The sequence below is a fragment of the Actinoplanes auranticolor genome (assembly GCF_018332655.1).
Taxonomy (GTDB): domain Bacteria; phylum Actinomycetota; class Actinomycetes; order Mycobacteriales; family Micromonosporaceae; genus Actinoplanes; species Actinoplanes auranticolor.
In genome coordinates this window covers 110402-130081 of the sequence record NZ_BOQL01000058.1, presented here as the reverse complement: position 1 = coordinate 130081, position 19680 = coordinate 110402, and the positions used below count along the sequence as shown (strand labels likewise).

General features: G+C 73.4%; 20 protein-coding genes. 17 read left to right on the top strand and 3 right to left on the bottom strand.

Going from position 1 to position 19680, the window contains the following annotated elements; all coding sequences use genetic code 11:
• The first annotated feature begins 55 nt into the window (after positions 1-55).
• The 3 genes from Aau02nite_RS48125 (at position 56) to Aau02nite_RS33830 (ending at position 2116) form a co-directional block, all read left to right on the top strand.
• Positions 56-229, top strand: coding sequence for a hypothetical protein (locus Aau02nite_RS48125; protein ID WP_212992673.1), 174 nt, complete (start codon positions 56-58; stop codon positions 227-229).
• Positions 230-310: 81 nt separating this feature from the next.
• Positions 311-529, top strand: coding sequence for a hypothetical protein (locus Aau02nite_RS33835; protein WP_212992672.1), 219 nt, complete (start codon positions 311-313; stop codon positions 527-529).
• Between the two features lie 75 nt (positions 530-604).
• Positions 605-2116 (top strand): replication-associated recombination protein A, encoded by a 1512-nt coding sequence (locus tag Aau02nite_RS33830; RefSeq protein ID WP_212992671.1) that lies wholly within the window; start codon positions 605-607, stop codon positions 2114-2116.
• Between the two features lie 971 nt (positions 2117-3087).
• On the opposite strand, the gene Aau02nite_RS33825 is transcribed toward Aau02nite_RS33830, so the two are convergent.
• Positions 3088-5298, bottom strand: coding sequence for a hypothetical protein (locus tag Aau02nite_RS33825; RefSeq protein ID WP_212992670.1), 2211 nt, complete (start codon positions 5296-5298; stop codon positions 3088-3090).
• Between the two features lie 349 nt (positions 5299-5647).
• On the opposite strand from Aau02nite_RS33825, the gene Aau02nite_RS46840 reads away from it, so the two are divergent.
• The 10 genes from Aau02nite_RS46840 to Aau02nite_RS33775 all read left to right on the top strand — a co-directional run bounded on the left by Aau02nite_RS46840 (position 5648) and on the right by Aau02nite_RS33775 (position 14733).
• The gene (locus Aau02nite_RS46840) at positions 5648-5932 is read left to right on the top strand and encodes a hypothetical protein (RefSeq protein WP_246595630.1); all 285 of its coding nucleotides are present in this window, start codon (positions 5648-5650) and stop codon (positions 5930-5932) included.
• 14 nt (positions 5933-5946) lie between these two features.
• A complete protein-coding gene (locus tag Aau02nite_RS33815; protein WP_246595629.1) occupies positions 5947-6855 on the top strand; it encodes a hypothetical protein in 909 nt (302 codons plus the stop codon).
• 75 nt (positions 6856-6930) lie between these two features.
• Complete coding sequence (locus tag Aau02nite_RS33810; RefSeq protein WP_212992668.1) at positions 6931-7395, top strand: DUF948 domain-containing protein; 465 nt, start codon at positions 6931-6933, stop codon at positions 7393-7395.
• A gap of 37 nt (positions 7396-7432) precedes the next feature.
• Positions 7433-7726: a hypothetical protein gene (locus Aau02nite_RS33805; RefSeq protein WP_212992667.1), complete on the top strand. Its 294-nt coding sequence runs from the start codon at positions 7433-7435 to the stop codon at positions 7724-7726.
• A complete protein-coding gene (alaS, locus tag Aau02nite_RS33800; protein ID WP_212992666.1) occupies positions 7723-10407 on the top strand; it encodes an alanine--tRNA ligase in 2685 nt (894 codons plus the stop codon). Before Aau02nite_RS33805 ends, alaS begins: the two co-directional genes overlap by 4 nt.
• A 16-nt stretch (positions 10408-10423) precedes the next feature.
• The gene (ruvX, locus tag Aau02nite_RS33795) at positions 10424-10885 is read left to right on the top strand and encodes a Holliday junction resolvase RuvX (protein WP_212992665.1); all 462 of its coding nucleotides are present in this window, start codon (positions 10424-10426) and stop codon (positions 10883-10885) included.
• Positions 10882-12078 (top strand): endolytic transglycosylase MltG, encoded by a 1197-nt coding sequence (mltG, locus tag Aau02nite_RS33790; RefSeq protein WP_212992664.1) that lies wholly within the window; start codon positions 10882-10884, stop codon positions 12076-12078. The genes ruvX and mltG overlap by 4 nt, the downstream gene beginning before the upstream one ends.
• Positions 12079-12103: 25 nt before the next feature.
• A complete protein-coding gene (locus tag Aau02nite_RS33785) occupies positions 12104-12955 on the top strand; it encodes a shikimate dehydrogenase (RefSeq protein ID WP_281421088.1) in 852 nt (283 codons plus the stop codon).
• Between the two features lie 90 nt (positions 12956-13045).
• Positions 13046-14224, top strand: a complete 1179-nt coding sequence (aroC, locus tag Aau02nite_RS33780) for a chorismate synthase (protein ID WP_212992663.1) — start codon at positions 13046-13048, stop codon at positions 14222-14224.
• Positions 14221-14733 carry a shikimate kinase gene (locus tag Aau02nite_RS33775; RefSeq protein ID WP_212992662.1) on the top strand — a complete coding sequence of 171 codons (513 nt, stop codon included), beginning with the start codon at positions 14221-14223 and terminating at the stop codon, positions 14731-14733. Before aroC ends, Aau02nite_RS33775 begins: the two co-directional genes overlap by 4 nt.
• Here Aau02nite_RS33775 and Aau02nite_RS33770 read toward each other — a convergent pair.
• Positions 14704-15405 (bottom strand): alpha/beta fold hydrolase, encoded by a 702-nt coding sequence (locus Aau02nite_RS33770; protein ID WP_212992661.1) that lies wholly within the window; start codon positions 15403-15405, stop codon positions 14704-14706. The two genes, Aau02nite_RS33775 and Aau02nite_RS33770, sit on opposite strands and share 30 nt — an antisense overlap.
• A 62-nt stretch (positions 15406-15467) precedes the next feature.
• Between Aau02nite_RS33770 and Aau02nite_RS33765 the strand changes: the two genes are divergently transcribed.
• Complete coding sequence (locus tag Aau02nite_RS33765) at positions 15468-16589, top strand: helix-turn-helix transcriptional regulator (protein WP_212992660.1); 1122 nt, start codon at positions 15468-15470, stop codon at positions 16587-16589.
• Positions 16590-16728: 139 nt separating this feature from the next.
• Here the strand turns inward: Aau02nite_RS33765 and Aau02nite_RS33760 are convergent, their stop codons facing one another.
• Entirely contained in the window at positions 16729-17433 is a 705-nt protein-coding gene (locus tag Aau02nite_RS33760; RefSeq protein ID WP_212992659.1) for a Clp protease N-terminal domain-containing protein, read from the bottom strand.
• Positions 17434-17503: 70 nt separating this feature from the next.
• Here Aau02nite_RS33760 and aroB point away from each other — a divergent pair, with 70 nt between their 5' ends.
• From aroB to efp, 3 genes are all read left to right on the top strand, one after another.
• Complete coding sequence (gene aroB, locus Aau02nite_RS33755; protein WP_212992658.1) at positions 17504-18580, top strand: 3-dehydroquinate synthase; 1077 nt, start codon at positions 17504-17506, stop codon at positions 18578-18580.
• Positions 18577-19005, top strand: coding sequence for a type II 3-dehydroquinate dehydratase (gene aroQ, locus Aau02nite_RS33750; RefSeq protein WP_212992657.1), 429 nt, complete (start codon positions 18577-18579; stop codon positions 19003-19005). The genes aroB and aroQ overlap by 4 nt, the downstream gene beginning before the upstream one ends.
• A 94-nt stretch (positions 19006-19099) precedes the next feature.
• Complete coding sequence (efp, locus tag Aau02nite_RS33745; RefSeq protein ID WP_212992656.1) at positions 19100-19657, top strand: elongation factor P; 558 nt, start codon at positions 19100-19102, stop codon at positions 19655-19657.
• Positions 19658-19680 lie beyond the last annotated feature (23 nt).

The following is a 19680-nucleotide window of genomic DNA, read 5'->3' as shown; positions in this document are numbered from 1 at the left end:
CGACCGCCATCGCCGTGCCGGCGCCTCGCGGATCGAGGGGCTCATTGCCGTACCGGTGCCGGCTCTGCCGCCCGCTGAGCGCGCGCGCCACGCTCTGGTCCTGATGTACGTGGTGCGCCGCCTGCTCGGGCCGATCGTGGCGGCCGACGGCCCCGCGCGGGCCGGGCTGGTCACCGGCCTCAAGGACGTGCTCGTCCGTTATCCGGAGCCGATCCAGCAGACACGGTGAGTCACGTCCACGGTGGAGTTTACGCGTGACCAGCCGGGGGGTAGTAGCACGACAAGTGCTCTCATCCCCCCGGAGGAACCCATGCTTGCTATCGCCGCCGCGATCGTCTTCGGCATCTGGCTGCTGCTCGATCTCTTCGACACCAACCTCGGCGCTCCCGACCTGTTCAACTTCTCGACCATGGCCTCGCTGGGTCTGCTTCTGCTCTCGCTGTACCTGGCCGGCGTGGGCAGCGGCCCGCGCAACACGAGCAGCGGCAGCGGCCGCAGCTTCCGTGGCCGTCGCCCCGGCCGCGGCTGATCCGCTGATTTCGGCATACGGCCCGCCTTCGGTGCATTTCCGGCACACGAGGGCGGGCCGGTACTGTCGTTGCCGATGGAATTCGACGGACTCTTTCCCCTGACCGAGCCGGGCGGTGTCCGCACCGCGCCGCCGGCCGGTGCGGTGTCCGCCGGCTTCACCACCTGGTCCGAGGACTCGCCGCTGCCCGTGCGGATGCGCCCGGCCAGCATCGACGAGCTCGTCGGCCAGCAGCACCTGCTCGCCCCCGGCGCCCCGCTGCGCCAGCTCGTCACCGGCACCACGCCGATGTCGGTCATCCTGTGGGGCCCGCCCGGCACCGGCAAGACCACCATCGCCCACCTCGTCGCCGGGGCCACCGACCGCAAGTTCGTGGCCATGTCGGCGCTGACCGCAGGGGTCAAGGACGTGCGCGCGGTCATCGACACCGCCCGCCGCGAGCGCCGCGCCGGCGGCCCGCCGACCGTGCTGTTCATCGACGAGGTGCACCGCTTCAGCAAGACCCAGCAGGACTCGCTGCTCGCCGCGGTCGAGGACCGCACGGTGACGCTGCTCGCGGCCACCACGGAGAATCCGTACTTCTCGGTGATCTCCCCGCTGCTGTCGCGCTGCGTGCTGCTCACCCTGCAGGCGCTGGGTGACGAGGACGTGCGCCAGCTCGTCCGCCGCGCGGTCACCGACCCCCGCGGCCTGGGCGGCGCGGTCACGCTCACCGCCGAGGCCGAGGAGCATCTGGTACGGCTGGCCGGCGGCGATGTCCGCAAGGCGCTGACGGCGCTGGAGGCAGCGGCCGGTTCCGCCGCGGCCCAGGGCGCCGCCGAGATCGACCTGGCCACCGCCGAGCAGGCCGTCGACGTGGCCGCAGTCCGCTACGACCGCGACGGCGACGCCCACTACGACGTGATCAGCGCGTTCATCAAGAGCATGCGCGGCTCCGACCCGGACGCGGCGCTGCACTGGCTGGCCCGGATGCTGGTCGCCGGCGAGGACCCCCGGTTCATCGCCCGGCGCATCGTGATCTTCGCGAGCGAGGACGTCGGCATGGCCGACCCCCAGGCGCTGCTCATCGCGACGGCCGCAGCCCAGGCGGTGCAGTCGGTGGGCCTGCCCGAGGCCCAGCTCAACCTGGCCCAGGCGGTGGTCCACCTGGCCACGGCCCCGAAGTCGAACGCCGTGACGACCGCCCTGGGCGAGGCGCTGGCCGACGTCCGGGCCGGCCGCGGCGGGGCAGTGCCACCGGCGCTGCGGGACGCGCACTACCCGGGCTCACGTGGCCTTGGTCACGGCAAGGGCTACCGGTATCCACACGACGACCCGAAGGGTGTTGTTAGGCAGCAGTATGTGCCGGATGATCTGATCGGCGCGGACTACTACCGCCCGACCGACCACGGCGCGGAACGCGCGGTCGGCGAGCGGTTGCCCCGGCTGCGCAGAATCGTCCGCGGCCCGTCCGCGGACCCCCGGCCCACGCCATCCGGCGCGGACCCCCGGCCCACGCCGCCCGGCGCGGGCAGCTCGAACGGCCCGTCCGGCGACGGGCCGAAGGTGGACGACAGCGGCCCGGCCGCCGGAGAGGACCAGCCGTGAGCAGGCGCGGTGCCGACAGGCCCGACGACGACGCCGACCAGCGCGAACAGGCGGGTCGCAGCCGCCGCCTGTTCGGCCGCGGCCGGCCGGAGCCCGTCGAGCCCGTCGAGGTGCCCCGCGAGGAGACCGGCTGGCTCGACGACCTGCGCAGCGCCAAGGAGGACCGCTCGGCGATCGGCCCCGGCTCCTCAGCCGGCGAGGGCCGCACGAGCAAGAGCGGTCGCCGCGCACCCGGGCCGGACGACCCGGTGGACGACGACTCGCCGTTCCCGGTGGCGCCGTTGTCCCCGGCGGGTCCGCGTCCCACGGCTGCTCCGGGCTCTCCGGCCGCACCACGCTCAGGTGGACCCGCGGGTCCCCATTCCGCGCCCGGCGCCCGTCCCGGTCCTGCTCCCGGGGTTGCGGCCGGTCCGCGTTCTCCGGTGGTGCCCGGCTCGCCGGCCGGTCCCCGCTCCGCTCCCACGTACGGCACGCCGGCAGCACCGGCCTCCCCGGCCGGCGGCGACCGTCCGCCGGCATGGCAGACCGGGTCGGGTGAGCACACGACCGGCGGCTGGCAGACCGGGTCCGGTGAGCACAGGACCGGTGGCTGGCAAGCCGCGCCCGGACAGGCAGCCCCTGGTCAGGGCCCGTCCGGCGCGCGCCACGGCGGGGTCGCGGACGAGTCCACCGGACGGCACGCCCCGATCGACCGCAGCGAGCCCGGCATCCGTCCCGCCGGGCGCCGCGCGGCTCCCGCGACTCCGGAGCCCGGGGCAGTCCCGGCTCCCGGTCACGGCCGTCGCCAGATGGACGCCGGACAGCTGAGCGGCCGGATCGACCCGAACCCGTCCGGATCGTTCCCGGCGGTCAGTCCGACGTCGGCCGTGCCGGCCTCGGGCAACGCTCCGGCGGTGCCCGGTGTCCATCCGACCTCGCCCGCGACGCCGCCGGGCTGGCCGGGCTCCCCGGCCACGCCGGGAGCAGCCGGGTCACCGGCCGGACCCTCCGGTGGGGGCCATCGCGCTGCCACGCCGCCTGGTGCCGCCGGTTCGGGTGCAGTGCCGCCTGTTGGTCGTCGTGCTGCTGGACCGCCTGCTGGTGGAGCAGCTGCGGTGCCGCCGGCCGCCGGCCGTCGTGCTGCTGGACCGCCTGCTGCTGGTGGAGCGGCTGCGGTGCCGCCCGCGGGTGGCCGTCGTGCTGCCGAGCCGCCTGCTGTCGGCGGAGCGGGTGCTGTCCCGCCGGCCGGTGGTCGTGGAGCTGCCGGGCCGCCCGATGGTGGTGGGCCGGGTGCTGTCCCGCCGGTTGGTGGTCGTCGTGCTGCCGGGCTGCCTGATGGTGGTGGGCCGGGTGCCGTGCCGCCGGTTGGTGGTCGTCGTGCTGCCGGGCTGCCTGATGGTGGTGGGCCGGGTGCCGTGCCGCCGGCCGGTGGTCATCGCGCTGCTGGGCCGCCTGCTGCCGCCGGGCCGTTGCCCGGTGGCCCGGTGTCGCCCGCGAGTCGTGCTGCGCGGCATCAGGATCCCGGAGGCCGCCCGCCGGAACAGACCGGTCCTGCCCGCGGGGGCCATGCCGCGCCCGACGAGGTCAGCGGCTTCGCCGCCGGTGGACGCGCCGGTCAGCCGACCGGTGGGTCGAGCCGCCCGGTGTCGGCGGTCCCCGGTGCCGACGGGCAGTCCTTCGGCGCCCGCAACGCCGGCTCGGCGCATGCCCGGCCGGACGCCGGCCCCGTCGACGGCGGTGGCCGCCACGGCCGTCCCGACCCCGGTCAGCAGCCCGGCGATCGCCTCGGCCAGCACACCGGTGCGATCCCGCCGGCCGGCCGCGCCGGTGGCCAGCACGGCGCTCCGGACCCCGACGAAGACCCCGGCACCGGACCGGTCGGCCGTCGCGGCGCCGCCGGCCCGCGCGGCCGTGGCGCTGCCCCGGATCCCGCCGCCCGCGGCGGTGCCCCCGCCGGCCGGGGTGCACCCGGCACGACCACCGGCCCAGTGCGCGCGTCGGCCGTCGTACCGCCCGTCGTGCCCGGCCGCGAAGGTGTGCGCACCCCCGCCGTCCCCGGTCGCGCCGGAGCGATGGCCGGAAGCACGTCCGGCGTCATCGGCACGACCGGACAGATCGCCCGCGCCGGTGAGGCGGCCGCCCGCGCGGCTGGTCGTGGCACCGGGCGGGTTCCCCGGCCCGGTCAGCAGGGACGTCCCGTTCCCGGCGCAGGTCCGCAGGCACCCGGCACGGGTCCGCAGGTGCCCGGTGCCCCCGTGCCCGGTTCGCCGGCGGCCGGTCAGCCCGGCCGTGGTGTGCCGGGCAACGCGCCTCCCGGCGGCCGCGCGCAGCCGGGGACCGGCCGTCCCGGACCGGGCCAGCCGGGCGCCCGCCCGCCCGCACCCGGTCGTGTCCAGCCGCCGGCGCCCGGCCAGCCCGGCGCCGGTCGCGCAGTGCCCGGGCGCCCCGGCGGCCGGGTCGTACCCGACCAGCAGCCCAGCGGTCTCGCCGGCGCACCCGGTCAGCCGGTCGGTCCTGGTCAGCACGGTGGTCCCGGGCAGCCGGGAACTTTCTCCGGTCCTGGACAGCGGGTGTCGGGTCCCGTCGAGAGCGGTCAGCACAGTGCCGGGGTCGTTCGTGGCCCCGGCCGGTCGGCGCCCGGTCAGGGCGCGGCGGGCCAGCAGCCGAACGCTCCGGGCCGGCCGGGTCGCGATGCCAGCAGCCCGGTCAGCCCCGCCGAGCCGAGCGGGCTGCCGATCCGTCCGGGCAGCCCGGCACCGGGCGGCCCGGCTCAGGGTCTTTCCGCACCCGGCCGGCCCAGCGGCCTGCCGGGTGCCCCGAACCAGCCCGGCACACCCGGCCAGCCCGGCGGGTCGACCGGGCCGCTGCGCCGCGGGGGACCGGCAGGTCCGGGTCAGCCCAGCGGTCTGCCGCGCCCCGGTCAGCCTGGCGGTCCGGGTCAGCCCAGCGGTCCGGGTCAGCCCAGCGGTCTGCCGCGCCCCGGTCAGCCTGGCGGTCCGGGTCAGCCTGGCCGTCCCGGTCAGCCTGGCGGTCCGGGTCAGCCTGGCGGTCCGGGTCAGCCCGGCGGTCCGGGTCAGTCCGGTGTTCCCGGTCAGCCCGGCGGTTTCGGCCAGTCCGGCGAGATCCGGGGCCCGGGTCGGCCGGGAGGCCTTGCCGGCCCCGGGCAACGCAGCGACTTCGCCGGCCCGCACGGTGACGAACACACCGGCACCGGTGCGCGTCCGGCCAGCCTGAACGATCCCGGCCGGCCGGTGCGCGGGACCGGCTCGACGCCGCCCGGCCGAGGCGCCGCCGCAGTCCCCCCGGGCCCCGGCGCAGGCCCCACAACGCCAGGTCATGCCACGCCGGGTCATGGCACGGGCCCGGTCACGCCACCCCGCGGCACGGGCCAGGTCACGCCGGGTCGTGGCGCGGGTCCGGCGACGCCCGGGGGTGGCACTCCCGAACTTCCGCAGAGCCGTGGTGCCGCGGAGGTCCTGCCCGGCCGGGCCGCCGCAGCACCCGGCCGGGGAACCGGCGAGGTGCCCACCCGGGGGACGCCCGGTCTTCCCGATGGTGGTTCTCCGGGCGCTCCCGGACGCGGTGCCGCCGCGGTCTCCGGCCATGGTGCCGCCGCAGTGCCCGGACGCGGTGCCGCCGCGGTCTCCGGTCACGGTGCCGCCGCAGTACCCGGACACGGTGCCGCCGCAGTACCGGGTCGTGGCGCTGCTGAGGCGCCCGGCCGAGGAGCCGCTGACGTCCCCGGCCGGGGAACCGCCGAGGTCTCGGGCCGAGGCGCGGCTGAAGTCCCCGGTCGCGGCGCGGCGCCGGTTCCCGGTCGGGGCACCGCCGACGTAACCGGTCGTGGCGCGGTGGATGCTCCCGGCCGGGCGGCCGTGGATGCTCCCGGCCGGGCGGCCGTGGGCGGTCCCGGTCGTGGTAAGGGCGAGGTGCCCGGGCGGGGCACGGCCGAAGTTTCACCCGTACGGGGGACCGGCACCGTCACGCCTCCCGGGCGGGTTGGCGCTGTTGCGGTTGTCGGCGCCGGCGGCGTACCCGATGCGGACGAAAGCCCGGCCGACGACGAGCGCGAGTCACCCGGCGGCCTGCTCGGCAAGGGCGCTGAGCTGCGCACCCGCCTGCGCACCGAGCGCCGCCTCCGGGTCATCACCCTGGTCACGCTCAGCGTCGTCGTGCTCCTGCTGCTGCCGCTGCTGTTCGGCATCCGGTCCGCCACGCGGGACCCGGTCTTCAACTCGCTCGATGCGCTCAGCGTGCCCACCTGGGCCGACAAGCAGGTCGACGACCGCACCAGCGGCAGCATCTGGTGCTTCTTCGACTGCCGGTTCCGGGAGCGCACCGCGCAGTCCGAGCGGCCGTTCGAGGAGACCGACAAGGCGTACGCGACCGCCCTCACCGAGGCCGGCTGGAAGGCCCGCAGCGGCGAGTGTTCCGACCAGCCCACCACCTCCGGCAAGTACACCTGCTGGACCAGGGACGAGTTCACTCTGGACCTGTGGGTGCGGCTGCCCGAGTGCGCCGTCGACGCCGTCGCCGCCCAGGATCCGGCCACTCAGCCGTCCGTCGGGCCCGACGGGCTCGTGCCCACTCCCGACCCGTCCACCTGCACCGGGTCGACCGTGAGCATCAAGGTGCAGAACGCCGTCACCGACCAGCGGGGCAAGCCGCAGCCCGCCGTGGATCCCTCGTTGATCGGCGAGACGCCCGACCCGGTGCTGACACCCGATCCACTGCTGGAGCCGACACCGACGGCGTCGTGAAGCGTCCACCGGTCACTGACGGTAGGGTCTGCACGTTGTCACACTGTGAGGCACGTCAGTAGAGGAGACGCGTAGATGGACGTTACCGCCGGAGAAATCGCAGGCCTGATCGCGGCGGGCGCGTTTTTGATGCTCGTGCTGGTGCTCGCGGTCCCGATTCTCAAGCTGCGCCACACGGTCGACGCCGCCACCCAGGCGATCAACGACCTGAACGACCGCACCGGGCCGCTGCTCGGCAACGTCACCGAGACGGTGGGCAACGTGAACACCGCCCTGGGCCAGGTCCAGGTCTCTTTGGACGGTGTCAACGTGCAGCTCGCCAAGGTCGACACCATGACCGAGCACGCGCAGAACGTCACGGCCAGCGTGGCCAACCTGACCACCGTCGTGGCCGCCGCCGCCGCGAACCCCCTGATCAAGGTCGCGTCGTTCGGCTACGGCCTGCGCAAGGCCGCCGCCGCCCGCCGGCACGCCGAGGACGAGCGCGAGGTCCGCGCCTCCCTCAAGCAGCGCCGCAAGGCCGCCCGCGCGGCCCGCTGACCATCACCAGCTTTTCTAGCTCGGAAGGAACACCGCCATGAAGCGGCTGCTCTGGCTGGGTGTCGGCCTGGCCGTCGGCGCCATCGTCGTGCGCAAGGTCACCCGTAAGGCCAACGAGTTCACCCCTACCGGCATCGCCACCTCGCTGTCGCAATCCGCTGGCGGTCTGGTCGAGTCGCTGCGTAGCTTCGTGGATGACGTCCGCGAGGGGATGGCCGAGCGCGAGCAGGAGATCCACGAGGCCTTCGCCGCGGGTGAGCTCTACGACGACCAATTCGCCGAGCTGCGTGACGGCACGCAGGGGCGGCACGCGAGTGAGGACCAGCGATGAAGACGGCGGAGATCAAGCGGCGCTTTCTGGCGCACTTCGAGGCGAACGGGCACACGGTCGTGCCGAGTGCCCCGCTGCCGGCCATCGACGACCCGAACCTGCTGTTCATCAACGCCGGCATGGTGCAGTTCGTGCCGTTCTTCCTGGGCCAGCGCACCCCGCCGTACCAGCGGGCGGTCAGCGTGCAGAAGTGCATCCGTACCCCGGACATCGACGAGGTCGGCAAGACCAGCCGGCACGGCACGTTCTTCCAGATGAACGGCAACTTCTCGTTCGGTGACTACTTCAAGGCGGACGCCATCCGGCTCGCCTGGGAGCTGTCCACCAAGCCGGTCGACAAGGGCGGCTTCGGGCTCGACCCGGAGCGGGTCTGGGCGACCGTCTACCTCGACGACGACGAGGCGTTCGAGATGTGGCGCGCGACCGGCGTGCCCGCCGAGCGGATCGTGCGCCGGGGCAAGAAGGACAACTGGTGGCACATGGGCATCCCCGGCCCCGGCGGCACCTGCTCCGAGCTCTTCTACGACCGTGGCCCCGAGTACGGCAAGGAGGGCGGTCCGGAGGTCGACGAGGACCGCTACATGGAGTTCTGGAACCTCGTCTTCATGCAGTACGAGATCACCGACGTGAAGAGCAAGGAGAACTTCACGATCGTCAGCGATCTCCCCAAGAAGAACATCGACACCGGCATGGGCCTGGAGCGGGTCGCGTCGATCCTGCAGGGCGTCGACAACCTGTACGAGATCGACGAGGTCAAGCCGATCCTGGCCCGGGCGGCGGAGCTGGCCGGCAAGGAGTACGGCGCGCACTCCGGTCACGAGGCCGGCCTGTCGCACCCTGACGACGTCCGGCTGCGCGTGATCGCCGACCACGTCCGTACCGCGCTGATGCTGATCGGCGACGGGGTCACCCCGTCCAACGAGGGCCGCGGTTACGTGCTGCGCCGCATCATGCGCCGGGCGATCCGGGCGATGCGCCTGCTCGGCTGGCAGGGCGCCACGTTCCCCGAGCTGCTGCCGGTGGCGCGCGACTGCATGGCGCCGTCGTACCCGGAGCTGGCGGAGGAGTTCGGCCGGATCTCCACGTACGCGTACGCGGAGGAGGAGGCGTTCCTGGCCACTCTGCGGGCGGGCACGACGATCCTCGACACGGCGATCACCGAGACCAAGAAGTCGGGCGGGGCGAAGCTCAGCGGCGCCCAGGCGTTCCAGCTGCACGACACGTACGGCTTCCCGATCGACCTGACCCTGGAGATCGCCTCCGAGCAGGGCCTCGACGTCGACCAGGACGGCTTCCGCCGGTTGATGGCCGACCAGCGGTCCCGCGCGAAGGCGGATGCGGCCGCGCGCAAGACGGGTCACGCCGACCTGTCGGCGTACCGCTCGGTGCTCGAGGACGGCGGCCCGGTGCAGTTCACCGGCTATGCGGAGGTCTCCCGGGAGTCCCGGGTGCGCGCGCTGCTCGGCAGCGGCGGCGCCAGTGTCGCGGCGGCGGGCGAGGGTGACTACGTCGAGCTGGTGCTCGACACCACCCCGTTCTACGCCGAGGGCGGTGGCCAGCAGGCCGACACCGGCCTGATCAACGTCGGCGGCGGCCAGGTGGAGGTCGTCGACGTCCAGCAGCCGCTGCCCGGCCTGATCGTGCACAAGGCGCGGGTCGTCCGCGGCGAGGTGCGCGCGGGTGAGGCCGGCTTCGCCGAGATCGACGTGACCCGCCGCAAGGCGATCTCGCGGTCGCACACGGCGACGCACCTGGTCCACCAGACCATGCGGGCGTTCCTGGGCGAGTCGGCGACCCAGGCGGGCTCGCTGAACGCGCCCGGCCGGCTGCGCTTCGACTTCAACACCCCCGGGGCCGTCTCGCCGGCGGTGCTGCACGACGTCGAGCAGCAGGTCAACGAGGTGCTGCTGCGTGACCTCGAAGTGCATGCGTTCATCACCTCGCAGGAGGAGGCGCGCCGGCTCGGCGCGATGGCCCTGTTCGGGGAGAAGTACGGCGACGAGGTCCGAGTGGTTGAAGTCGGCGACTACGCGCGTGAACTCTGCGGTGGTACGCACGTGGCCCGCTCGGGCCAGCTGGGTCTGGTGAAGATCCTCAACGAGTCGTCGATCGGCGCCGGGGTCCGCCGGGTCGAGGCGCTCGTCGGCATCGACGCGTTCGGCTTCCTGGCCAAGGAGCACCTGCTGGTCTCGCGGCTCGCGGAGCTCTTCCGGGTGCCCGGTGACCAGGTCGCGGAGCGGGTAGAGCAGACCGTCACGGCGCTGCGCGACGCCGAGAAGGAGCTCGAGAAGATGCGCGCCCAGCTGGTGCTCGGCGGTGCCGGTGCGCTGGCGGCGCAGGCCCGTGATCTGCGGGGCGTGGCGTACGTCGGGACCGAGGCACCCGAGGGTGCGGCGACCAACGACGTGCGTACCCTGGCCCAGGAGATTCGCGGCAAGATCGACGCCGGGCGACCGGCGGTGGTCGCGGTCGCGGCCCGGTCCAACGGCAAGGCGTCACTGATCGTAGCGATCAACGGCACAGCCAAGAGTCGGGGTCTGTCCGCGGCCGATCTGGTCAAGGGCGCGCTCTCCGGCCGGGGCGGCGGCAACGCCGACCTCGCGCAGGGCGGTGGAGTGCCCGCTGACCAGGTGAATGTCTTGCTGGCAGCGGTGGAGAAGGCGGTCGGCGAGGCCGTCTGAGAGGGAGGCCGTCGACATGTTGCCGGTGCCGCGGGGTAGGCGGCTGGGTGTGGATGTGGGTAAGGTCCGCGTCGGGGTCGCACTCAGTGACCCTGACGGGATCCTGGCCACCCCCCTGGTCACGGTGCCCCGTGACATGGGTGCGGCGCCCGACGCCGTCCCCGGCGACATAGCTCAGCTCGTCCGCCTCGTGGGGGAGCACGAGGTGGTGCAGATCGTGGTGGGCCTCCCCGTGCGCCTCAACGGTGAGGAGGGGCCTGCCGCCATCGACATACGTGCGTACGCTGGGCGACTGGAACGGGCGGTAGGGTCTGTTCCGATCGTCCTGGCGGACGAGAGGATGTCGACTGTGGTCGCAACCCGTAGGCTGGCCGAACGTGGCGTACGGGGTAAGCGTCAACGGGCGGTCGTCGACCAGGCGGCCGCGGTGGAGATCCTGCAGAGCTGGCTGGACGCGCAGCGGAGGCAGACGAGATGATCGACGAGCTGGACCTGGCGTTCGACGAACAGGCGGAGAAGGGCAGACCTCGCCACCGGCGGGGGTTCCGCGGTTCCAAGGGCGGCGGCGGCAAGGGCGGTAAGTCCGCGGTCGCCTTCCTCATGGTGTTCATCCTGCTGGGCGTGCTCGGCGTCGGCGGATACCTGGGCTACTCGAAGATCAAGGGCTTCTTCACGGCGGCCGACTACGACGGCCCCGGCACCGATCCGGTGCAGGTGAAGGTCCCGAAGGACGCCTCGCTGACCGAGATCGGCAACGTGCTGTACGACGCCGATGTGGTCAAGAGCACAGCCGCCTTCACCGAGGCCGCGGATGCCAACCCCAAGGGCAAGAACATCCAGTCCGGCACGTACAACATGCGCAAGCAGATGGCGGCCGCCCAGGCCGTGACGCTGATGCTGGACCCGAAGTCCCGGGTGGTCTCGGGGGTCACCATCACCCCCGGCACGACCGCGCGGCAGGCGTTCACACTGCTGTCCAAGGCCACCGGCGTCCCGGTGGCCGACTTCCAGGCCGCGGCCAAGGACCCGAAGGCGCTGGGTGTTCCCGACTTCTGGTTCAACCGCCGCGACGGCAAGAAGGCCGCGACCACCAGCGTCGAAGGCTTCCTGTTCCCGGACACGTACGAGTTCCCGCCGAAGTCGACCGCCGAGGAGGTCCTCGGCATCATGGTGCAGCAGTTCCTCGCGGTCACCGGGGAGCTCAAGTTCGTCGACAAGGTGCAGAACACGCTGTCGGTCTCGCCGTACGAGGCCCTGATCGTGGCGTCGCTGAGTCAGGCCGAGGCGGGCACCCCCGGTGACCTGCCCAAGGTCGCCCGGGTGGCGTACAACCGGGCGTACAAGGAAAAGATGCCGCTCCAGTTCGACGTCACCACCAACTACTGGCTCGATCTGCAGGAGAAGGACGGCAAGCACTCCGGCAAGATGACGACCAAGGAGCTGGAGGACCCGAAGAACCCGTACACCACGGAGCTGCGGGTCGGCCTGCCGCTGGGACCGATCAACAGCCCGAGCGAGGCGGCCCTGAAGGCCGCGGCGGCACCGGCAGCCGGTTCCTGGCTGTTCTTCGTGGCGGTCGACAAGGCCGGCAACTCGGCGTTCGCCACCACCAACGCCGAGCATGAGAAGAACATCGAGAAGGCGTGCGCCAACGGCATTCCGCTCTGCTGACGGACACCGGACGTAGAGTGTCCCGGTGCAGTCGTCGTCCCGGCCTTCCGTCCCGAGCCGTCACGCCGCGGTGTGCGGCAAGCCGATCAGCCACTCGTTGTCCCCGGTCATCCATGCCGCCGGCTACGCCGCCGCCGGCCTGCTGACCTGGAGCTACACCGCGATCGAGTGCGCCGAGGCCGAGCTGCCCGCCCTGGTGGCGGGCCTCGGCCCGCAGTGGGCCGGGCTGTCGCTGACCATGCCGCTCAAGGAGGTCGCGCTGACGCTGGCCGCGGCGGCGTCGCCGGTCGCGATCGCGATCGGGGCGGCCAACACCCTGGTACGCCGGCCCGACGGCACCTGGTTCGCCGACAACACCGACGTCCCGGGCATGGTCCGGGTCCTCGGCGACGCCGGTCTGGCGCGTGGCCCCAGCGTCACGGTGCTGGGCGGCGGCGGTACGGCCCGCGCCGCGCTGGCCGCCGCGGCGCAGCTGGGTGCCGTTGACGTGACCGTGGTGACCCGGCGTCCGGAGGCCCGCGAGGAGCTCGCCCCCGCCGCGGCGGCCCTGGGCGTCACCATCACCGGCGTGGAGTGGGCCGACGCCCCGGCGGCCTTCGACGCGGACGCCGTGATCTCGACCGTGCCCAAAGGAGCGGCCGACGCCCTGGCGACCGCCGTGAAGTGGCGGCCCGGCACGGTGCTGTTCGACGCGATCTACGACCCGTGGCCCACCCCGCTGGCCGCCGCGGCAGCCCAGCACGGGGTCCCGGTGGTGTCCGGGCTGGACCTGCTGCTGGCGCAGGCACTGGGCCAGTTCGAGCAGTTCACCGGCGTGCGCCCCGCGCCGGAGGCGGCGATGCGGGCGGCCCTGACGGCGGCGTCCGCCGTCCGCTGAGCCCGCTCAGCCCGGCCGCCGTGGTCCGGCAGGCGGGACGGGGAAACCCGGGGCGGCGGCCTGCGACGACGACGTGCCAGACTGTGACCCGTGTTGCGCTGGCTTACCGCAGGTGAATCCCACGGCCCGGCGCTCGTCGCCCTTCTCGAAGGGGTGCCCGCCGGTGTGCGGGTGACGAGCGAGGACATCGGCCGCGATCTCGCGCGCCGCCGTCTCGGCTACGGCCGGGGCGCGCGGATGGCGTTCGAACAGGACGAGATCGAGATCATCGGCGGGGTGCGGCACGGCGTCACGCTGGGCAGCCCGGTCGCGATCCGGATCGGCAACTCGGAGTGGCCCAAGTGGCGCACCGTGATGGCCGCCGACCCGGTGGATCCCGAGGAGCTCGCGGCCCAGGCCCGCAACGCGCCGCTGACCCGGCCCCGGCCCGGGCACGCCGACCTGGCCGGCATGCAGAAGTACGGGCACACCGACGCCCGGCCGATCCTCGAGCGCGCCAGCGCCCGGGAGACCGCGGCCCGGGTGGCTGTGGGCGTGGTCGCCAAGGCGCTGGTCAAGCAGGCGCTGGGCATCGACATCGTGTCGCACGTGATCGAGCTCGGCCCGGTCGCGGCCAAGGCCGGCCTCATCCCGACGCCCGAGGACGCCGCCCGGATCGACGCCGACCCGCTGCGCTGCCTCGACCCGGAGGCGAGCGCCCGGATGGTGGCCGAGGTCGACGCGGCGAAGAAGGATGCGGACACCCTCGGCGGCATCGTGGAGGTGCTGGCCTGGTCCGTACCCCCGGGTCTGGGCTCGCATGTGCAGTGGGACCGCAAGCTGGACGCCCGGCTGGCCACCGCCCTGATGTCCATCCAGTCCGTCAAGGGCGTGGAGATCGGCGACGGCTTCACCCAGGCCCGCTCGCGCGGCTCGGTCGCGCACGACGAGATCATCCCGACCGCGGACGGCGTCAAGCGGATCACCGACCGGGCCGGCGGCCTGGAGGGCGGCATCACCAACGGCGAGAACCTGCGGGTCCGCGCCGCGCTGAAGCCGATCTCCTCGCTGAACCGTGCCCTGCAGACCGTCGACGTGGTCACCGGCGAGGCGACCACGGCGATCAACCAGCGCTCCGACGTGTGCGCGGTGCCGGCCGGCGCGGTGGTCGCCGAGGCGATGGTCGCGCTGGTGCTGGCCGAGGCCGCGACGGAGAAGTTCGGCGGCGACTCGGTCGCCGAGATCCGCCGCAACCTGGCCGGCTACCTCGACAGTCTGCTGATCCGGTGACCGCACCGGCCGCGGTGATCGTCGGTCCGCCCGGCGCGGGCAAGACCACGGTCGGGCAGGCGGTGGCCGCGCTGCTCGGCGTGGACTTCGCCGACACCGACCACCTGATCGAGCAGCGCGCCGGCAAGCCGATCCCGGAGATCTTCTTCGACGACGGCGAGGACGCCTTCCGGGCCCTGGAACGCACGACGATCGCCGAGGCGCTCGGCTCGTTCCCCGGCGTGCTCGCCCTCGGCGGCGGCGCGATCCTGCACGAGGGCACCCGCGAGTCGCTGCGCGAGCACACCGTGGTGTTCCTGTCGGTAGAGCTGTCCGACGCGGTCAAGCGGGTCGGGCTCGGCGCGGGCCGCCCGCTGCTGTCCGTGAACCCGCGGGCGACCCTGAAATACCTGATGGAGCAGCGCCGCCCGCTCTACGCCTCGGTGGCCACGCACACGATCGCCACCGACGCCCGCAGTCCCGAGGAGATCGCCGCCGAGCTAGCCGCGCTGCTCAAGAATCCCGGCTAGCGCGACCGGCTCGCTGAGCATCGGCCAGTGGCCGGTGGGCAGCACCACCACCTCGGCCTCGGTGAGACCGGCGAAGAACGGATGGCCGGCGGCCATCATCTCCTTGATCTGATCCTCCGGGAACGTGCAGGCGACCAGCGTCGTGGGCAGATCCCGGGAGGTGGCCCGGGCGCCGAGCGGCTGCTCCACGGAGGCGCGGGGATGCGGTGTGCCGCGGGTACGCAGCAGCGTCAGCGCCGCCTCGTCCAGCCCGGCGAGCAGCACCGGGTCAGCGCCGGCGTCCCACTCGCGGGGCGGCACCGCGTCACCCGGGCCGGCCGGCTCCCCGGACATCGACTGCTGGGTGGTGCCCTCCGGCAGCGGCCCGCTGTCCACATAGATCACCCGGGCGATCCGCTCGCGCAGCCGCAACGCCGCGGCGCTCACCGGCATCCCGCCGTAGCTGTGCCCAACCAGCACCACGTCACGCAGGTCCTCGGTCTCGACCAGCCGGACTATGTCCTCGGTGTGGGTGTCGAGATCCACGCCGGGGCCGAGCAGATGCGAGCGGTCGGCGACGCCGGTCAACGTCAACGGGAACACCTCGTGCCCGTGGCCGCGCAGCGTGGCCGTCACGTCGCGCCAGGCCCATCCGCCGAGCCACATGCCGGAAACCAGAACGTATGTCGTCATGGCCTCACGCTAAACCGGATACCGGACGATTCCCGTCCGGTAAAGGGTGGAGAATCTTGGGCATGCCGCATCCCGCCTCGCGCGTCCTCGCCATGTTGGAGCTGCTCCAGACCCACCGCAGCATCCGCGGCGCCGAGCTCGCCGCCCGCCTGGCGGTCGACGAGCGCACGGTACGCCGGTACGCGGGCACCCTGGCCGAACTAGGCATCCCGGTGACCGCCGAGCGCGGCCGGTACGGCGGCTACCGCCTCCTGCCCGGCTTCAAGCTCCCGCCGCTGATGCTCACCGACGACGAAGCCGTGGCCGTGGTGCTGGGCCTCGTGGCCGCCGACAACCTCGGCCTGGCCACCGACGCCCCGGCGAGCGCCGCCGCCGAAGCGAAGATCACCCGGGTCCTCCCGGCGGCCCTGGCCGACCGCCTGGCGGCGCTGCGAGCCAGTCTGGGTTTGACCCTGCGCCGTCGCGAGCCGGACCCTGCGCCTCGCTCAGGCGCCGCGTCGTCGATCGCTGATCTGCTGCTGACCCTGGGCACGGCCACACGGTCGCAGCAGCGCCTCGCGCTCACCTACCGCACACCGCGCCGCCGCCCGGCCAGTGCCGACGCGCCGGATGCGCCGGCCGATGGGTCGTCGGCGGACGCGGCCGATCCGCGAACGGCGACCGCGGGTGGCGCAAGACCGGCGGTCGAGCCGGATGGGTCCGCGGCGGAGGTGGCCGAGCCCGGGCTCCGGGTCAGCCGGCGGCAGGTCGATCCCTACGGGCTGGTCTTCCACAGTGGGCGCTGGTATCTCGTCGCCCACGATCACCGCACCGACGAGATCCGGTCGTTCCGGCTGGACCGGATCGCCGCCGCCGTGCCCACCGGCGAGGACTTCGAGGCGCCGCCGAACTTCGACGCCGTCGCGCACGTCACCCGGCAGTGGGCCGGGCTGCCCTGGAAGTGGGAGGTCGAGGTGCTGATCGAGGCCGACGTCGCCCAGGTCCGCCGCCGGGTCCCGCCCGCCATCGCCGACGTCACCGAGGTCGCCGACGGCGTGCGGCTGAGCTGCCGGGCGCAGAGCCTGCCCGGGATGGCGCAGATGCTCGCCGGCCTGGGCTGGCCGTTCACGGTGGTGCGGCCGGACGAACTGCGGACCGCGCTGGCCGAGCACGCCGCGCAACTCGCCAGGTACGCCGCCCGTTAACCCAGCCGCCTCGGCCGCCCGGTCGCCCGGCCACGCCAGCCGCGCTAGCCGCCCGGTCGCGCCAGCCGCCTCGGGCGCCCAGCCGTCCGGTCGCCCGGCCACGCCAGCCGCGCCAGCCGCCCGACCGCCGGGCAGCCCGTCAGCTCAGCCGCGCCTCGAGCGCCTCGACCCGCTGAACCAGGGGACGCAGCTCCTCGCGTACCACTGCGCTCAGCTCCTCCGGTCCGACCGGCGGCTTCGTCGCCCGCAGGTGGGCGTAGCCGCTGAGGGCGGCGGAGACCGTCCGGCGCACGGCCTTGCCGTCGGCGCCCGCCTCGCGCAGCACCCGCCCGGCGACGCCGTCGGGCTCGGCCGCGAGACCGATGAGCAGGTGCTCGCAGCCCACGTAGTTGTGCCCGAGAGCGGCGGCCTCGGCGACGAGCATCTCCAACGCGACCGCGGCCGGCGTGCTGTAGCGCAGCCCCGGCCCGCCGCCCGGCTCGTCCTGCTCGGTCCAGGTGAGCGTCGTGGGCTCGATCTCCATCGCGCGCAGCACCCGCAACGCCAGGTTCTCCCCTTCGGTGATCATGGCGCGCAGCAGATGGCCGGTGCCGACGTTGGGCGCGCCGGCGTCGCGGGCGGCATTGATCGCCAGGGACAGGACGGTGACGGCCCGCGGGGTGAACGAGGGCAGGCTCGCGGCGAGCTGGTCGGCGTCGAGGTCGCCCAGGGCGGTCCGGCGGATCACGGTGATCCGCCGGACCGCCTCTTCGAGGGCCCGCTGACAGATGGCGGACACGGGCAGCCCCGAGTCCCGTACGGCCTCGGCCAGCTCATCGGGCAGGTACACGTTGATTTTCGGCATGGACCATATGTAACCCGTAATGGGGTTACGTGTCTATAACCCCATGCTCGGCGCACTAGGATCGGTGCCGATGGACGACGTGACGCGAATCCCTGTGCCCGGTGACCGGCCCTACGACGTACTCGTCGGCCGGGGGTTGCTCGACGCCCTGCCCGGCCTGGTCGACGGCGCTGTACGGGCCGCCGTGCTCTACGCCCCTCCGCTCAAGGAGCGGGCGACCGCGGTCGCCGACGCCCTGTCGGCGGCGGGCATCCGGCCGCTGCCGATCGAGGTCCCCGACGCCGAGGCCGGCAAGTCGATCGACGTGGCCGCGCGCTGCTGGGACGAGCTCGGTGCGGCCGGCTTCACCCGCACCGACGTGGTCCTCGGCATCGGCGGGGGAGCCGTGACCGATCTCGCCGGCTTCGTGGCGGCGAGCTGGCTGCGCGGCGTGCGCTGGGTGCCGGTCTCCACCTCCCTGCTGGGCATGGTGGACGCGGCTGTCGGCGGCAAGACCGGCGTCAACACCACCGCGGGCAAGAATCTGGTCGGCGCGTTCCATCCGCCCGCCGGGGTGCTGTGCGACCTCGACGTGCTGGACACGCTCCCGGGCGACGACCTGGTCGCCGGGCTGGCCGAGGTGGCCAAGTGCGGCTTCATCGCGGACCCGGTGATCCTCGACCTCATCGAGGGTGACCCGGCCGCGGCCGCCGACCCGCGCAGCGCCGTGCTGCGCGAGCTGGTCGAGCGGGCGATCCGGGTCAAGGCCGACGTCGTCGGCAACGACCTGCGCGAGTCCGGCCTGCGGGAGATCCTCAACTACGGCCACACGCTGGCCCACGCGATCGAGAAGAACGAGCACTACGCCTGGAAGCACGGCCACGCGGTCGCCGTCGGCCTGATCTACGCGGGCGAGCTGTCCCGGCTGTCCGGCCGCCTGGACGACGCCACCGCGGCCCGGCACCGCGAGGTGCTGACCCTGCTCGGCCTGCCGGTCAGCTACGCGCCGGCCGCCTGGCCCGATCTGCTCGCGGCCATGCGCGTCGACAAGAAGGCCCGGGCCGACACCCTGCGCTTCGTCGTGCTCGACGGTCTGGCCCGGCCGGGCATCCTCACCGGGCCTTCCGAGCAGACCCTGGCCGAGGCCTACCGGGCGGTGTCGGCGTGAAGACCTACGTCCTGAACGGGCCGAACCTGGGCCGGCTCGGCACCCGCCAGGTCGACGTCTACGGCACCACCTCATACGCCGACCTGGTCGCCCTGTGCCAGGAGGAGGGTCGGGCGCTCGGCCTCGACGTCGAGGTCCGGCAGACCGACGCCGAGCACGAGATGCTGGCCTGGCTGCACGCCGCCGCCGACGAGCAGGCCCCGGTCGTGCTCAACCCGGCCGCGTGGTCGCACTACTCGTACGCGGTCCGCGACGCCTGCGCGATGCTGCGCGCCCCGCTGGTCGAGGTGCACATCAGCAACATCCACGCCCGGGAGGAGTTCCGGCAGCACTCGGTCGTCTCGGCGGTGGCCACCGGGGTCATCGCGGGCCTCGGCGTCGACGGTTACCGCCTGGCGCTGCGGCACATCGCCGGCCGGCGTTGACCCGATTCGCCTGTTCACGACTCACGCCGGTAAACTCGCTCGGTCACCTTCACGCATCTGAAGACCATCACGCTTTCAAAGACCAAGGCAGGACATGGCTTCCACCAACGACCTGAAGAACGGCCTGGTGCTCAACCTCGAAGGCGCCCTGTGGGCCGTCGTCGAGTTCCAGCACGTCAAGCCGGGCAAGGGCGGGGCGTTCGTGCGCACCACGCTCAAGAACGTCCTCTCCGGCAAGGTCGTTGACAAGACGTTCAACGCCGGCACCAGGGTCGAGACCGCGACCGTGGACAAGCGCACGATGCAGTACCTCTACCAGGACGGTGAGGACTTCGTCTTCATGGACCTGGACACCTTCGAGCAGATCACGGTGCCCGGCCCGACCGTCGGCGACAACGCGAACTATCTGCTCCCCGAGGCCGAGGCCACGGTGGCGACGCACGAGGGCGTGCCGCTCTACATCGAGCTGCCGACCAGCGTCTTCCTCGAGGTCACCTACACCGAGCCCGGTCTGCAGGGCGACCGCTCCACCGGCGGCACCAAGCCCGCCACCGTCGAGACCGGCGCGACGGTCAACGTCCCGCTCTTCATCACCACCGGTGAGAAGATCAAGGTCGACACCCGCGACGGCCGTTACCTCGGCCGTAGCTGATGGCGGAGGGCCCCAAGACCCAG